General features: G+C 73.0%; 17 protein-coding genes. 9 read left to right on the top strand and 8 right to left on the bottom strand.

Going from position 1 to position 14,878, the window contains the following annotated elements; all coding sequences use genetic code 11:
- The first annotated feature begins 16 nt into the window (after positions 1-16).
- The 4 genes from thrC (at position 17) to groL (ending at position 4,256) form a co-directional block, all read left to right on the top strand.
- Positions 17-1,321 (top strand): threonine synthase, encoded by a 1,305-nt coding sequence (gene thrC / locus ACZ462_RS16470; RefSeq protein WP_467803569.1) that lies wholly within the window; start codon positions 17-19, stop codon positions 1,319-1,321.
- Between the two features lie 39 nt (positions 1,322-1,360).
- Positions 1,361-1,639: a MoaD/ThiS family protein gene (locus ACZ462_RS16475; protein WP_467803568.1), complete on the top strand. Its 279-nt coding sequence runs from the start codon at positions 1,361-1,363 to the stop codon at positions 1,637-1,639.
- A gap of 434 nt (positions 1,640-2,073) precedes the next feature.
- Positions 2,074-2,277 (top strand): cold-shock protein, encoded by a 204-nt coding sequence (locus ACZ462_RS16480; protein ID WP_005315736.1) that lies wholly within the window; start codon positions 2,074-2,076, stop codon positions 2,275-2,277.
- A gap of 359 nt (positions 2,278-2,636) precedes the next feature.
- Positions 2,637-4,256, top strand: a complete 1,620-nt coding sequence (gene groL, locus ACZ462_RS16485) for a chaperonin GroEL (RefSeq protein ID WP_114058065.1) — start codon at positions 2,637-2,639, stop codon at positions 4,254-4,256.
- A gap of 79 nt (positions 4,257-4,335) precedes the next feature.
- Here the strand turns inward: groL and ACZ462_RS16490 are convergent, their stop codons facing one another.
- On the bottom strand, positions 4,336-4,845 hold the full coding sequence (locus tag ACZ462_RS16490; RefSeq protein ID WP_467803565.1) for a Uma2 family endonuclease: 510 nt from the start codon (positions 4,843-4,845) through the stop codon (positions 4,336-4,338).
- Between the two features lie 219 nt (positions 4,846-5,064).
- Positions 5,065-5,496 (bottom strand): GNAT family N-acetyltransferase, encoded by a 432-nt coding sequence (locus ACZ462_RS16495; protein WP_467803563.1) that lies wholly within the window; start codon positions 5,494-5,496, stop codon positions 5,065-5,067.
- A 57-nt stretch (positions 5,497-5,553) separates the two neighbouring features.
- Here ACZ462_RS16495 and ACZ462_RS16500 point away from each other — a divergent pair, with 57 nt between their 5' ends.
- On the top strand, positions 5,554-6,153 hold the full coding sequence (locus tag ACZ462_RS16500; protein WP_467803561.1) for a phosphoribosylanthranilate isomerase: 600 nt from the start codon (positions 5,554-5,556) through the stop codon (positions 6,151-6,153).
- Positions 6,154-6,184: 31 nt separating this feature from the next.
- On the opposite strand, the gene cpt is transcribed toward ACZ462_RS16500, so the two are convergent.
- Entirely contained in the window at positions 6,185-6,721 is a 537-nt protein-coding gene (gene cpt / locus ACZ462_RS16505) for a chloramphenicol phosphotransferase CPT (protein WP_467803559.1), read from the bottom strand.
- Between the two features lie 161 nt (positions 6,722-6,882).
- Here cpt and ACZ462_RS16510 point away from each other — a divergent pair, with 161 nt between their 5' ends.
- Positions 6,883-7,485, top strand: a complete 603-nt coding sequence (locus ACZ462_RS16510; protein ID WP_467803558.1) for a Uma2 family endonuclease — start codon at positions 6,883-6,885, stop codon at positions 7,483-7,485.
- Between the two features lie 3 nt (positions 7,486-7,488).
- Here the strand turns inward: ACZ462_RS16510 and ACZ462_RS16515 are convergent, their stop codons facing one another.
- Complete coding sequence (locus tag ACZ462_RS16515) at positions 7,489-7,866, bottom strand: protease inhibitor I9 family protein (protein WP_467803557.1); 378 nt, start codon at positions 7,864-7,866, stop codon at positions 7,489-7,491.
- 363 nt (positions 7,867-8,229) lie between these two features.
- Between ACZ462_RS16515 and ACZ462_RS16520 the strand changes: the two genes are divergently transcribed.
- Positions 8,230-9,414, top strand: coding sequence for a S8 family peptidase (locus ACZ462_RS16520; protein WP_467803555.1), 1,185 nt, complete (start codon positions 8,230-8,232; stop codon positions 9,412-9,414).
- 43 nt (positions 9,415-9,457) lie between these two features.
- Here ACZ462_RS16520 and ACZ462_RS16525 read toward each other — a convergent pair whose 3' ends face one another.
- The 4 genes from ACZ462_RS16525 to murQ all read right to left on the bottom strand — a co-directional run bounded on the left by ACZ462_RS16525 (position 9,458) and on the right by murQ (position 13,426).
- On the bottom strand, positions 9,458-10,036 hold the full coding sequence (locus ACZ462_RS16525; protein WP_467803553.1) for a Uma2 family endonuclease: 579 nt from the start codon (positions 10,034-10,036) through the stop codon (positions 9,458-9,460).
- Positions 10,037-10,516: 480 nt separating this feature from the next.
- The gene (locus ACZ462_RS16530; RefSeq protein WP_467803552.1) at positions 10,517-10,891 is read right to left on the bottom strand and encodes a hypothetical protein; all 375 of its coding nucleotides are present in this window, start codon (positions 10,889-10,891) and stop codon (positions 10,517-10,519) included.
- Positions 10,892-10,919: 28 nt separating this feature from the next.
- The gene (locus tag ACZ462_RS16535) at positions 10,920-12,413 is read right to left on the bottom strand and encodes a PTS transporter subunit EIIC (RefSeq protein WP_467803551.1); all 1,494 of its coding nucleotides are present in this window, start codon (positions 12,411-12,413) and stop codon (positions 10,920-10,922) included.
- Between the two features lie 47 nt (positions 12,414-12,460).
- On the bottom strand, positions 12,461-13,426 hold the full coding sequence (murQ, locus tag ACZ462_RS16540; RefSeq protein ID WP_467803550.1) for an N-acetylmuramic acid 6-phosphate etherase: 966 nt from the start codon (positions 13,424-13,426) through the stop codon (positions 12,461-12,463).
- 727 nt (positions 13,427-14,153) lie between these two features.
- Between murQ and ACZ462_RS16545 the strand changes: the two genes are divergently transcribed.
- On the top strand, positions 14,154-14,531 hold the full coding sequence (locus ACZ462_RS16545) for a hypothetical protein (protein ID WP_467803549.1): 378 nt from the start codon (positions 14,154-14,156) through the stop codon (positions 14,529-14,531).
- Positions 14,532-14,538: 7 nt separating this feature from the next.
- The gene (locus tag ACZ462_RS16550) at positions 14,539-14,808 is read left to right on the top strand and encodes a DUF4031 domain-containing protein (protein ID WP_467803548.1); all 270 of its coding nucleotides are present in this window, start codon (positions 14,539-14,541) and stop codon (positions 14,806-14,808) included.
- Positions 14,809-14,878: the final 70 nt, after the last annotated feature.

Here is a 14,878-nt window from a genome sequence, read left to right on the forward strand (position 1 = left end):
AAGGGCCTCGCCGATCATGGCTGCACAGACCGTTGCCGTACCTTCCGCCGGAACCACCGCTTCTGCGCCCTCCGTGGACCTCGGCCCCGCGGCCGGGCTCTCCTGTCGCGAGTGCGGCACCCGCTTCGCACTCGGTCCCATTTTCGCCTGCGCCGAGTGCTTCGGTCCCCTCGAAGTCGCGTACGAGCTGCCGACGGGCGGCCCGGAGGCGCTGCGCGCGGCGATCGAGGCCGGCCCGAACAACATCTGGCGCTACGCCCCGCTGCTGCCCGTCCCGGCGGACGTGGCCTCCAAGCCCAGCCTGAACCCGGGCTTCACCAAGCTCGTCGACGCCGAGAACCTGGCCAAGGAGCTGGGCGTCACCGGCAAGCTGTACGTCAAGGACGACTCCGGCAACCCGACGCACTCCTTCAAGGACCGCGTCGTCGCGATCGCCGTCGAGGCCGCCCGGGCCTTCGGCTTCACCACCCTGTCCTGCTCCTCCACGGGCAACCTGGCGGGCGCGGTCGGCGCCGCCGCGGCGCGCGCCGGGTTCCGCTCCTGCGTGTTCATCCCGCACGACCTGGAGCAGGGCAAGGTCGTCATGGCCGGCGTGTACGGCGGCGACCTCGTCGGCATCGAGGGCAACTACGACGACGTGAACCGCTTCTGCTCCGAGCTGATCGGCGACCCGCTGGGCGAGGGCTGGGGCTTCGTCAACGTCAACCTCCGCCCCTACTACGGCGAGGGCTCCAAGACGCTCGCGTACGAGATCTGCGAGCAGCTCGGCTGGCGGCTCCCCGACCAGATCGTGGTGCCGATCGCCTCGGGCTCGCAGCTCACGAAGATCGACAAGGGTCTGCAGGAGCTCGTGAAGCTGGGCCTGGTCGAGGACCGCCCGTACAAGGTCTTCGGTGCGCAGGCCGAGGGCTGCTCTCCGGTCTCCACCGCGTTCAAGGCCGGCCACGACGTGGTCCGCCCGCAGAAGCCGAACACGATCGCCAAGTCCCTCGCGATCGGCAACCCGGCGGACGGCCCGTACGTGCTGGACATCGCGCGCCGCACCGGCGGCTACGTCGAGGACGTCACCGACGAGCAGGTCGTCGAGGCCATCAAGGTCCTGGCCCGGACCGAGGGCATCTTCGCGGAGACCGCGGGCGGTGTGACCGTCGGCGTGACGAAGAAGCTGATCGAGAACGGGCAGCTCGACCCCTCGCTGACCACCGTCGTCCTCAACACCGGCGACGGCCTGAAGACCCTGGAGGCGGTGGCCGCCGACAGCGGGCAGACCGCCACCATCCGCCCGAGCCTGGACGCGTTCCGCGCCGCCGGCCTGGCCTGACCCTCCCCTGCACCCCGCGCCCGGAAAGGCACAAGCGCCATGAGCGTCAACGTCCGCATCCCCACCATCCTGCGCACCTACACCGGCGGCCGGGCCGAGGTGCCCGCCGAGGGCGCCACCCTCGCCGAGGTCATCGCGTCGCTGGAGGCGAACCACCCCGGGATCGCCGCGCGCGTCCTGGACGACCAGGGCAGGCTGCGCCGCTTCGTGAACGTGTACGTCAACGACGACGACGTCCGCTTCGAGGGCGGGCTGGAGACGGCGACGCCGGACGGCGCGGGCGTGTCCATCATTCCGGCCGTCGCCGGCGGCTGCTGACCCGTACGCACGCAGCCGTACGCACGCGGCCGTACGCACGCGGCCGTACGCACGCGCACGACCCCGATTACCCCCTCCGGCAATAAGCGGAGGGGGTAATTCTGCTTGGTTGGGCGCGGTAGAGTTGGGGAAGTCCCCTCCGCTGTTCTTGCCCGCCGCATATGAACGGGTCGCGTGATGGGTGACATTGAGTCAATGTGCGGGTGCGTTATGGGGCTTTGGCGCGATATGTCGGGTCCGAGTTGCCCGGGAATATGACAAATTTTCGGCCTATTTTCCGCTTTCGGCGTGACCGGATTTCTCGTCGGATTGACCTGTTGCAGACAGCACCGGTGCAGATACATTCAGCCGCGGTCGAGGCGTTCCGGCGCAAGTTCTGACCCGGGACCGCGAAGTGCGGTCCTGCGCAAGGGCCAGTAATAGGGGAGTTAGGCATGGCTCAGGGCACCGTCAAGTGGTTCAACGCGGAGAAGGGCTACGGCTTCATCGCGGTCGACGGTGGTGCGGATGTGTTCGTCCACTACAGCGCCATCCAGATGGACGGGTACCGCACCCTTGAAGAGGGTCAGCGGGTCGAGTTCGAGATCTCGCAGGGCCAGAAGGGTCCGCAGGCGGACATGGTCAAGCTCGCCGTCTAGCCCCGGCGCGATCGACCACCGACGCATACACGAGGGTCCGCATCCTGAGGAGGGGTGCGGGCCCTCCGTGTGTTCCGGGGCGGGTCGCCCCGCCGGCGGGTGTGTCGCCCGCGGTGGCCGGGGATGGCGGGAAGCCGCTTGCACTCGCGGGGGTCGAGTGCTAATCATTGCGTTAGCACTCTACGAGTGAGAGTGCTACCACACAGGACCGGGTCGGTGAGGCCCGCAGGCCCGGCGGGAAGGAACCGCCGGTCACGCAGGCCGTCCGTCGCGGGCGCGGACGCGGTCCGGAGCAATCCACCCCTCCCCGCGCGCCTGGCGGCGCAGGGGGAAACCCCAGTCCTGGAGGACCACTTCAGATGGCCAAGATCATTGCGTTCGACGAGGAGGCCCGGCGCGGCCTCGAGCGCGGCATGAACCAGCTCGCCGACGCCGTCAAGGTCACCCTTGGCCCCAAGGGTCGCAACGTCGTCCTTGAGAAGAAGTGGGGCGCCCCCACGATCACCAACGACGGTGTCTCCATCGCCAAGGAGATCGAGCTCGAGGACCCGTACGAGAAGATCGGCGCCGAGCTGGTCAAGGAAGTCGCCAAGAAGACGGACGACGTCGCCGGCGACGGTACGACCACCGCGACCGTCCTCGCCCAGGCGCTCGTCCGCGAGGGCCTGCGCAACGTGGCGGCCGGCGCCAACCCGATGGCCCTCAAGCGCGGTATCGAGAAGGCCGTCGAGGCCGTCTCCGGCGCCCTGCTGGAGCAGGCGAAGGATGTCGAGACCAAGGAGCAGATCGCTTCCACGGCCTCCATCTCCGCCGCCGACACCCAGATCGGCGAGCTCATCGCCGAGGCCATGGACAAGGTCGGCAAGGAAGGCGTCATCACCGTCGAGGAGTCCCAGACCTTCGGTCTGGAGCTGGAGCTCACCGAGGGCATGCGCTTCGACAAGGGCTACATCTCGGCGTACTTCGCCACCGACATGGAGCGTATGGAGGCGTCCCTCGACGACCCGTACATCCTGATCGCCAACTCCAAGATCAGCAACGTCAAGGACCTGCTGCCGCTCCTGGAGAAGGTCATGCAGTCGGGCAAGCCGCTGCTGATCATCGCCGAGGACGTCGAGGGCGAGGCCCTGTCGACCCTGGTCGTCAACAAGATCCGCGGCACCTTCAAGTCCGTCGCCGTCAAGGCCCCGGGCTTCGGCGACCGCCGCAAGGCCATGCTCGGCGACATCGCCATCCTCACGGGCGGCACGGTCATCTCCGAGGAGGTCGGCCTCAAGCTGGAGAACGCCGGCCTGGACCTGCTGGGCCGCGCCCGCAAGGTCGTCATCACCAAGGACGAGACCACCATCGTCGACGGTGCCGGTGACAGCGACCAGGTTGCCGGTCGCGTGAACCAGATCCGCGCCGAGATCGAGAACTCCGACTCGGACTACGACCGCGAGAAGCTCCAGGAGCGCCTCGCGAAGCTGGCCGGCGGCGTGGCCGTCATCAAGGCCGGCGCCGCGACCGAGGTGGAGCTCAAGGAGCGCAAGCACCGCATCGAGGACGCCGTCCGCAACGCGAAGGCCGCCGTCGAGGAGGGCATCGTCGCCGGTGGCGGCGTGGCCCTGCTGCAGGCCTCCTCCGTCTTCGAGAAGCTGGAGCTGGAGGGCGACGAGGCCACCGGTGCCGCCGCCGTCAAGCTGGCGCTCGAGGCCCCGCTGAAGCAGATCTCCGTCAACGCCGGCCTCGAGGGCGGCGTCGTGGTGGAGAAGGTGCGCAACCTGACCCCGGGCCACGGCCTGAACGCCGCGACCGGCGAGTACGTCGACATGATCGCCGAGGGCATCATCGACCCGGCGAAGGTCACGCGCTCCGCCCTGCAGAACGCCGCGTCGATCGCCGCGCTGTTCCTGACCACCGAGGCCGTCATCGCCGACAAGCCGGAGAAGGCCGCCGCCGCTCCGGGCGGCATGCCGGGCGGTGACATGGACTTCTGATCGGCCCCGCGCTGATCGGCTGTTCCCGACCGAGGGCGGCACCCCTTCCACCCGGAGGGGGTGCCGCCCTCGGCGCGTGTCAGGAAGTGGACTGGAATCCGGCCGTGTCGAACTCGAAGCCGAACGGCTCCGCGACGGTCAGGGGCTTCCCGAAGGGCACCGTCTGCCGGGAGCGGTAGCCGTGCGGCGAGGGGTCGGAGAAGCAGGTGATCTCCGACTCCTGCATATCGACGACCAGGTAGACGGGCACCAGGCGGCCGTACACCTCCAGCTTCTCCACCCAGTCCGCATCCCTGGTCGAGACGGAGGTGAACTCCGCGACCAGGGACAGGGCGGCGGCGTCGGCGTGGCGGCCGTCCTCCTCGAAGGCGGCCTCGTCGGCCACGAAGAGATCGGGTCCGTACGCCCGTGCCGCTTCCGGGAACCGGAATAGGAAGGGCGCGATGTCCGCCACGTGCCCGTCCGGGGCATGGGCCCCGAGCTGCTCACGCAGTGCCCGCATGGGGCGGTAGTAACGCAGCTTGGACCACGGTGACACGACGATCTTCCCCCGGATGAGCTCGGCCTTGAAGCCGTCTGGCGTGTGCATTTCCTCGACGGTTCGCAGAAGGCGCTCGAACGTCGGCGGCGATGCGGTCTCTATCGTGGTGTCACGCTGGATCATGATCGTCACCGTCGTCCTCCCTGCATCGGGGTAGCCGTGCCCTGAGGCGGGCACGTTCCAGGCTAGGGGCGGAACGGCTGCCATGCCCGGATACGGGCGGAGCGCCACCCCTGGGGGCGGTGCTCCGGGCGGTGCGGGGTCGGCTCAGGAGGCAGGGAGGGGCTTCAGGAAGTAGACGTCCTCGTGGCCGCCGGGGAAGCCGGGGACGCGGGCGGTCTCCTCGTAGCCGTGGCGGGCGTAGAAGGCCGGCGCCTGGAAGGTGAACGAGGACACCGTGATCGAGCGGCAGCCGCGGGCCGCGGCCTGCGCCTCCGCCGCGGCGAGGAGCCTGCCGCCCCAGCCGTCGCGGCGGCTGTCCTCCCGCACCCACACCATCGCGATGCCCGCCCGGTCGCCCCAGGTCCAGCCGCTGAGGCCCGCGACGAGGCTCCCCTCGGCGTCGTCCACGCGCACGCTGAACTCCTCGGGGGTGCTGCCGGAGGCCTCCTTGTTGAAGGCGTCGAGCTCCTTGCCGAGCCGTTCGTCGAGGCCGGAGTCGGCGCCGCCGGTGGTGAGGGTGTGCGTCGCGTCGGTCATGCGTCCAGTCTTCAAGACCGTCCGGGCCGGGTCACCCGAATTTGTTTCACTGGGTGCATGAGCGACCTCTTCGTGAAGATCTGCGGTCTGAAGACCGCCCGCGACGTCGACGCGGCCGTGGCCGCGGGAGCCGACGCCGTCGGGTTCGTCTTCGCCCCGGGCAGCCCCCGCACCATCGGCGCCGCGGAGGCGCGGGAACTCGCCGCGCGGGTGCCCGCCGGGGTCCTCACCGTGGGCGTCTTCCGGGGGCAGCCCGTCGAGGAGGTCCGGCGCCTTGCGGAGGAGAGCGGCGTACGGGGAGTGCAGCTGCACGGCGACGAGGGCCCCGAGTTCTACGGCGCGCTGCGCGCGGAGGGCCGCACCCTGCTGCGGGCCACGGCCCTGCGGGTGGAGCGGTGCGGGGAGTACGGGGAGGACCTGCTGCTGATCGACGCGCCCGACCCGGGCTCCGGCAAGCCGTGGAACTGGGCCGCGCGGGAGTTCACGGCCCCGCGCGGGCAGTGGCTGCTGGCCGGCGGCCTGGATCCGGCGAACGTGCGGGAGGCCGTGGAGACGACCGGCGCCTGGGGTGTGGACGTCTCCAGCGGTGTCGAGAGCGAGCGGGGCGTGAAGTCCCCGGACCTGATCCGGGCGTTCGTCGCGGCCGCCCGAGGCTGAGGCCGGTCCGCCGGCCGGCCGGCCCGGCCGGTCAGCGGGCGACGCGGGCGGCGATGGCCCGGGCGCAGTCCAGAGCCTCGGTGTGCGTGGTGTCGACCTCCAGGTCGTAGACCATGCCCCGGTGGACGGCCTCGGCCTGGAGGGCGGCCATGCCGGGGGCGCGGTCGCCGCGGGCGGTCTCGCGGCCCGCGGCCGTCTCGGCGGCGCAGCGCACGCCGACCCACAGGACGTCCAGCCCGCCGAGGACCGCCTCCCACCGCGTGCGGGACTCGGCGCCGCCGAGGAAGACGTCGTCGACGATGATCCGGGCGCCGGCCCGGGCCATCTCGGCGACGCCGGCCCGCCAGGCCGCCTCCAGCGCGGCGAACGCCGGCCCGGTGCTGACGGCGCCGTCGGCACCGATGTCGAGCCCGGCGTCCGAGGACTGCATCGCCTCCGGCATGGTCTCGATCAGCGTGTCGACGCCGATGGCGAGCCAGGGCTCCGGCAGCACGGCCTGGAGGCAGCGGGCGATCCCGGACTTGCCGGAGCTGGAGCCGCCGTTGAGGACGATCATCTGTGTGGGCACGGCGCCACGGTAGGCGCGCACACCCGCACCCCGGCAAGCGACTTTTCCCCGCGGGGCGGCTGTACGGGCCCCCGATCGTGGGACGCTGGATGAAAGCGGTTCCGGCCGCTGCACCGTCGACTTGCGCTCGCTGGCATATGCCACAGGAGAGGGGGCCCGCGATGACCGAAGCCGTGGTCGAACCCGGCCGTGACGCGGACGGCGGCACGTGGGAGTACCTGCTGCAGAGCTGGCGTGGCCTGGACGTGCCGGAAGGCTGGCGCGCCGAGATCGACGGAGGACTGATCAGGTTGGTGCCACCGCCCCACCGCCACCCCAACGTGATCGTGGACAAGGTCCAACGCGCCCTGTACGCAGTCCTGTCCCCCGACCAGGGCATCTACCAGACGCTGGGCGTCCGCATCACCCCGCTGGACAAGTTGTACGTGCCTGACCTGGTGGTTGTACCGTCCGAGCTGGTGGAGGACGTGGACGGAGACGTCTCCGACCCGGTCGACGCGGCCGAGGCGCTGCTCGTCGTGGAGATCACGTCCCGGAGCAATGCCGACGACGACCGGAAGAAGAAGCTGTGGGCGTACGCTCACGCCCCAGTCGCGATGTACCTGCTCATCGACCGGTTCGACGGGCACGGGCCGACGGTCACCCTGTTCACCGAGCCCCGCGGCGGCGCCTATGGCCGCGCCGCCCGGTTCGCGTTCGGGGAGCCGGTGGCGCTGCCCGCGCCGTTCTCGCTGACGTTGGAGACCGCCGGCTTCCCCCGGTGAAGGTCAGGCGGTCGCGCCGGCGCCGGAGGCCGTCCCGTCCTGTTCGACGGACTCCACCAGCGGTGTCTCCTGGAGGACGGCGACCTGGTCGGGGGAGAGCGGTGCGGCGAAGCCGTTCAGGGCGTGCCGGTACACGTGTACCGGGGTGATGCCGTAGGAGCGGGCGACGGTGCCGGGGTCGAGGCCGCGGCGGACGGTGATCAGGTACGTCGGCCAGTCGGCCGGCGCCCCGGCCGGGGCGGCCTCGGCGGCGGGGCCGCCGCCGGAGGGCTCGCCGGCGGGCTGGGCGTGGGCGTGGGCGGGCAGGGCGGCTGCGGCGGTGGCGGCGAGCGCGGCGGCGGCGACGGCCGCGGGCAGGGTCCACCTCGGGTGGTTGCGCATGCGGTGAGGGCATCACGCGGGCCGGTGCCGGTCAACGACAAACGGTGCGTGGCGCGGCCCCCGCGGGAGCACCGCCGGTGTGCGCCGGTGCGCCCCGCCGCCCGGCCGGAGGCCCGTACGGGTGAATTCCGGTGCCGCGGCCGGCTCACGGGAGGGTGACCGTTTCTCCCCGCGGTGCGCCGGCAGGCAGCGCCCGGCCCGTACCGGACGCGGCCGTGCGGCCGCTTCTGGGCCATCCGGGCAGTGGTGCTCAAGCCGCCGCGCGCCGCGGCCCGATGAAGGGGGAGGCCGCACCTCGGAGGCGTTCCCGGCGCCGAAGGGGCGCGGCTCCGTCATGCCGCCCCGCCCCCTCATGGAGCCCCCATGCGCCTGCTCACCGGTCTGGCGACCGCCCTCGTCCTCACCCTGGCCCCCGCCGCCGTCGCCGGCCCGGCGGCCGCGAGCACCCCGGAGCCGACGCCGGTCCCGCTGCTGACCGCGGAGAACGCGATCCCGGGCAGGTACATCGTCACCCTCGACAGCGGCGTCGACGGGGCGAAGCTGGCCGAGCAGCTCAAGCTGAAGCCGTCCTTCGTGTACAGCAAGGCGGTGAACGGCTTCGCGGTGGCGATGACGACGAGCCAGCTGGCAGCGGTGCGTCTGGCGCAGGGCGTGACGTCGGTGGAGGAGGACGCGGAGGTGTCGGCGCCGCTGCAGCCGGCGGCCGGTCCGGCGCTGCGCGCGCCGGCCCCGGCGTGGGGGCTGGACCGGATCGACCAGCGGAGCCTGCCGCTCGACGGGACGTACACCCCGACCGGCAGCGGCGCCGGGGTGACGGCGTACATCATCGACTCGGGCATCGACTACCAGCACACCGAGTTCGGCGGGCGCGCCGTGTTCGGGTTCGACGCGATGGCCGACGGCCGGCAGGGCCTGGACTGCAACGGGCACGGCACGCACGTCGCGGGAACGGTCGCCGGGAAGACGTACGGGGTGGCGACGAAGGCGAACCTGGTGTCGGTGCGCGTGCTGGGCTGCGACGGACGGGGCGCCTGGTCGGGGATCATCGCCGGCTTCGACTGGGTCGCGAAGAACGCCCGCCAGCCGGCCGTGGCGAACGCCTCCCTCGGCGGTGACCGCTCGACCACCGTCAACGCCGCCGCGACGGCCCTGTCGGACGCGGGCGTCCTGCCGGTCGTCGCGGCCGGGAACGACGCGCGCGACGCGTGCGACGTCTCGCCGGCGTCAGCGGCCCGCGTCCTGACGGTCGGCGCGTCGAACGCGTACGACCAGGAGACGGACTTCTCGAACTACGGGCCGTGCGTGCACCTCTACGCGCCGGGCCAGGACATCGTGTCGGCGCGCCTGGGCGGCGGCACGGTCGCCCTGAACGGCACGTCGATGGCGTCGCCGCACGCCGCGGGGATCGCCGCCCTGTACCGGCAGGCCCACCCGACGGAGACGCCGGCGCAGGTCCACACGTACCTGAAGCAGAACTCCACGAAGGGCGTCCTGACCCGCGTCAGCACGGGCAGCCCGAACGAACTCCTCTTCACGGCCGGCCTCTGACGCACCGGGCCGGCCGCCCCACTCGGCGGCGGGCCGCCGCCGCTCAGCGCACGAAGTCCTTCAGCGCCTCGGTGTTCAGCGTGATGCCGACCGGCGCGGGCAGCCGGACGATGTCTCCGTACGGGTACGCGTCGCTCCGGCGGTACGAGCCGCCTTCGGGAGCGGTGTGGACGGTCGCCGTGCAGGTGTCCCGGTCGATCAGGAGGTAGACGGGGATGCCGGCGGCCGCGTAGCCGTCGCGCTTCTCGTTCCGGTCCCGCCGGTCGGTGTCCTTGTCGTGCGAGGTCACCTCCAGCACCATGAGCACGTGCGCCGTATCAGCCCACTCCCCGGCCCCGGCAAAGGCTCCGACGGGTGCCAGCGCCCCGTCCACCCGAGCCCGTCCGGCACGGTACTTCTCGACCTGCAGCCCGCGCTCCGGATAGAGCGCGAGTTCCGGCCGTTGCTGCATGCACTGCCGGAGCACCCACATGATGATTTCGTCATGGTCGCCGTCGGGCACGGGCTTGACCTCGAGCTTTCCCTGAATGAACTCAAGGGTCACCGTCTCGGGTGCCGCACGAGCGATCTGCTCGAACTCCTCGACCGACATCTGCGGGTGCTCGGCAAAGCTGGGGGTCATGGCGTTGCCTCCTCGGCACCATGGTGCCCCGTGAGTCCACCGGCGGATCGACTGAAGCGTCATGCGCGGCTCCGTTCGGGTGCGGATGCTGAATACGCTGTTGGCGCATGACGGCACGCCGTGGGGAACAGCGCTTCATTCGCCCGAGCTGGTGAATGCGATCTGAGGGAGCCGACTCCGGTCCGGCTTCACCGGTTCACGCCGGCCCGCGATCCGGTGGGCCGGGTGCTTCGCGCCGCGGGTGGCTGCTCGGCGCGGTGGCGGGGTGGGTGGGGCGGTGCACGGTGCGGGATTGGCCGGTTTCTGCCGGTCGGTCGGCCGGTCCGGCCGTACGGGCGGTCGTCGGGGCCGGGCCGTTCGGGCAGTCGGCGCGGTGCGTTCGTACCGCCCGCTCCGGTCGGCCGGGCGCGGCCCCTCCTCCCGGTCCCTCCATGCGGCCGCCGCTGTCGCCCGCGGCCGGACGGGTGCCCGTACGGGCCGTCAGGCGGCGTCGCGGAAGTGGGCGAGCAGCGCGTCGGCCTCGGCGGTGTTGCCGGAGACGGTGTCGAAGGCGAACTCCGCGGGCACGGCCGGGCCCCACAGCCAGCGGTGGTGGCAGCTGAAGCAGAAGACCAGCTCGAAGAGGGGGCCGCCGTCGGCGCCGAAGGCGCGCAGGCCCCAGCCGGTGGCGAAGCACAGGCGGGCGTCCCCGGGCGGCATGGACGAGATCAGGTCGAGGGATTCGGCGGCCTGACGGCCGGTCCACCGGCTGACGACGGGACCGGTCATGGGGCGGCCGTAGCGTTCGGGGCGGGCGGGGAGGCGGACGACCTCGACGACGGCGGCGGCTGCGACGGCTTCGGGGGGGAGCTGCATGCGGGCAGTCTCTCCGCCGGAGCCACATTTACGCCATGGCGGGCGTGTTGGCCGGCGGGGCGGTGGCCGGATCCTTGTCCCCGTCGGTGTTCAGGTCCGCCAGCATGGGGCCGGTGAAGCCGAAGAACCAGGTGGCGGCGAAGCCCACGAGGTAGCCGACGGCGAGCCCGCCCGCGTAGACGGCGGCGGTCGTGCCCATCCCGGAAGGGCCGTCCAGCAGCGGGAACAGCGCCCACCCGGACGGGCCGATGGCGGTGGATCCGAAGCCGCTGCCCAACTGGTTGAACAGGCCGACGAACGCGCCGCCCGCGGCGCCGCCCGCGCAGGCGGTGACGAAGGGCCGGCCGAGCGGCAGCGACACCCCGTAGATGAGGGGCTCGCCCACGCCGAGGAAGCCGGCCGGCAGCGCCGACTTGATCACGGTGCGCAGGGAGCGGTTGCGGGGCAGCCGGCAGTAGACGGCGAGTGCGGCGCCCACCTGGCCCGCGCCGGCCATGGCGAGGATCGGCAGCAGGACCGTGTGGCCGTTCTGCTCGATGAGGGTGGTGTGGATGGGGATGAGGGCCTGGTGCAGGCCGAGCATGACGAGCGGCAGGAAGAGGCCGCCGAGGACGAGTCCGGCGAAGGCGCCGCCGGTGTGCAGGAGCCAGGTCGCGAAGCCGCCGATGGCGGAGGAGACCTCGCCGGCGAGGTACATCAGGCCGAAGAGGGTGGCGAGGCCCGCGGTCAGGACGGTGACGGTCGGCGTGACGAGGTTGTCGAGGGCTTCGGGGACCCAGGTGCGGCACCACTTCTCCACGCAGACGGCGAGCAGCGCGGCGGCCAGGGCGCCGAGGACGCCGCCCTGGCCGGGGGAGAGGTGCTGGCCGAAGGCGTCGATCTTCGCTACGCCTGGGAAGACGATGATCGCGGCGACGGCGCCGCCGAGGGCGGGGGTGCCGCCGAACTCCTTGGCGGTGTTGTGGCCGACGAACACGGCGATGAGGGAGAGGAAGCCGGAGGAGATCGCGGCGAGCGCGGGGACGACGGTGGGCAGCAGGCCCGCGTTGGCGAGCAGGCCGTTCAGGCCGGCGATGATGCCGCAGCCGATGAGGGCGGGGATGAGTGGGACGAAGATGTTCGCGATGCGGCGCAGCGCCTGCTTGACGGGGGTGGCGTTGCGGGCCTTGCGGTCCGCGCGCAGGGCGGCGCCGCGGGCGGCCAGCTCGTCGGCGGTGACGGGGGCGGCGGGGGCCTCGGCCGTCGGGGCGGGGCGGTCCTGGCGGGCGGCGGCGACGAGGGCCTCGAACGCGGTTGTGACGCGTGCGACGGCGCCGGGCCCGAGGACGATCTGGTACGTGTCGTCCTCGACGACGCCCAGAACGCCTGGCAGCGCCCGGAGCGCGGCGTCGTCGACGAGCGAGCGGTCGCGCAGCCCGATGCGCAGCCGCGTCATGCAGTGCGCGATCGAGGTGACGTTGTCCGGGCCGCCGACCAGCGGGAGGATCGCGGCGGCCGTGTCGCGGTGCTTGTCTGAGGGCATGGGGTGATCGCCTTGCGTCGGGGGCGGGGTGGAAGGGGGAGGGCCGGTCAGGGGGTGTGGGCGCCGGCCGCCGGGTCGGGGCCGTCCGGTGCCGCCGCGTGGGCGAGGGCCGCGCGGAGGTGGCCGTGCGAGGCGGTGAGCAGGGCGGAGGCCGTCGGGCCGTCGACGCCGGCGAGGAGGACGAGGATCGCGGCTTTCACCTCGCCGCCCGCGGCGGCCAGCGCGCCGTCCACCTCGTCGTCGCCGGCGCCGGTGGCGAGGGCGACGATGCGGCGGGAGCGTGCGCGCAGCTTCTCGTTGGAGGCCCGCAGGTCGACCATCAGGTTCCCGTACGTCTTGCCGAGCCGGACCATCGTGATCGTCGAGATGAGATTGAGGACGAGCTTCTGTGCTGTGCCGGCCTTCAGGCGGGTCGATCCGGTGAGGAGTTCCGGGCCGACGACGACCTCGAGGCCGTGCTCTGCGGCCGCGGCGAGCGCGGAGCCGGCGTTGCAGGACAGGCCTACGGTGAGGGCGCCGCGTGCGCGGGCGTACGCGACGGCGCCGAGGGCGTACGGGGTGCGGCCGGAGGCGGAGATCCCGACGACGCTGTCCTCGGCGGTGAGCTTCAGCGCGGCGAGGTCGGCGGCGGCCAGCTCGGGGGAGTCCTCGGCGCCTTCGACGGCCTGCACCATGGCGGAGGGGCCGCCCGCGATCAGGCCGACGACCTGGCCGGGCCCGGTGCCGAAGGTGGGCGGGCACTCGCTGGCGTCGAGCACGCCCATCCGGCCGGCCGTGCCGGCGCCCGCGTAGACGAGGCGGCCGCCGCGCGCCATGCGGGCCGCGATCGCGTCGACGGCGGCGGCGAGGGCGGGCAGCTCGGCGGCGACGGCGGCGGGGACGCCGGCGTCCTCGGCGTTCATCAGGCGGGCGAGGGCGAGCGTGTCGAGCCGGTCGATCTCGGCGAGCTCGGGCCGGAAGGCCTCGGTGGTGAGGGTGTCGAGCTGGGCGCGCAGCGCGGCGTCGGCGGTCACGGGCGGGGCTCCTGACGGTGGGCGGCGGACGGGTGGACGGTCACGACGGCGGCCGGGGCGGCCGGGGCGGCCGTGGCGGCCGTGGCGGCCGGGGCGGCCGGGGCTGGGCAGGGCGGCCCAGGGCAGGCGACCGGCCCGCGGGACGGGGACGGTCCCGACCCGGAGAGGGGGCGACGGCGCGACGTGGGCCGGCGGCGAGGGACGTGCGGCCCTGGCTCCCCTGCGGGACGGGACGCCATACGGCGCGCGCGGGCCCCGTGCGGCGCACGGGCACGGTGCGACCCCCCGGGCTCCGCGCGCCGCGTAGGCCCTGCGCGGCTTCCGGGCCTCGGGCGGTGCGCAGGCTCCGTGCCCCGCGCAAACCCCGTACGGCGCGCAGGCCTCACACGGTGCGTGGTCGCGATGCGGCGCGCAGGCCCATACCGCGCGGGGGCGCCATGCGGCTCCAGGGTTCCGTGCGGCGCGCCGGGTGGCCCGGGAGGGCCGCTGCACGGTCGGGGCGCCGGATCGGGGGGCGCACGGTGCGGCGGTGTCGGGCCGCGGCCGCCGTCGGGGCGGGCAAGGCTGAAGGCTCCCTCCGCGTCCTCGCGCATGCCGGAAAGCTAGGTTCGGTTCCCGAACCGGGTCAATACGCCATAAGGCTCCCCGGCGGTCTTGGCCGCGTGACCTGCGGAATGCCGTCGGGCGGGCCTTCGCCGCGGGGCCCGTACGGGTCCACAATGGCCCCATGGACCACGCAACACCGCTGGAGCAGGCGCTGCACGCCGCGCGGGCGCTCGTCATCGCCGACCTCGTCGCGGGCCAGGTCGCCGACGCGGACGTCGTCTCCCTCGTCGAGGACTCCGTCACGCACCGCCGGTGGTGGGTGGAGCAGTGGCCGGAGGGGGTCGAGTACCTCGCCGGGCTCGTCGCCCAGGACGTCCAGGACGCCCTGCTGGAGAAGTACGGGCGCTGGCCGCTGTGCCCGGTCTGCTCGCACGGCGACCCGCACGCGCTCGACGTGGAGCCGGAGTTGGGGCCGGACCCGCACTGGGTGTGCGCGAAGGCGGGCGTGAAGGTCGCCTCCGTCGGCGGGCTGGGCCCGGTCCTCGGGCCCGGCCGGTGAGCCGCCGGTGACGCTCTACATCGACCCGCCGACCTGGCCGGGCCACGGCCGCATGTGGTCGCACCTGGTCAGCGACGTCTCGTACGAGGAGCTGCACGCCTTCGCGGCGTCGATCGGCTGCCCCCCGAAGGCGTTCGACGGCGACCACTACGACCTGCCGGAGTTCCGGTACGCGGACGCGGTCGCGGCGGGCGCGGTGGAGGTCGGCAGCAAGGAGCTGGTGCGCCGGCTGACCGCGGCGGGCCTCCGCAGACCGAAGCACCGGCCGTCGGCGTGACCGGGCCGCAGGGGCGCAGGGGCCCGCCCCGCGCCCCTCGCCTGACGATATGACGCTTCGTCACATGGCC

Source organism: Streptomyces sp. NPDC031121, assembly GCF_055570615.1.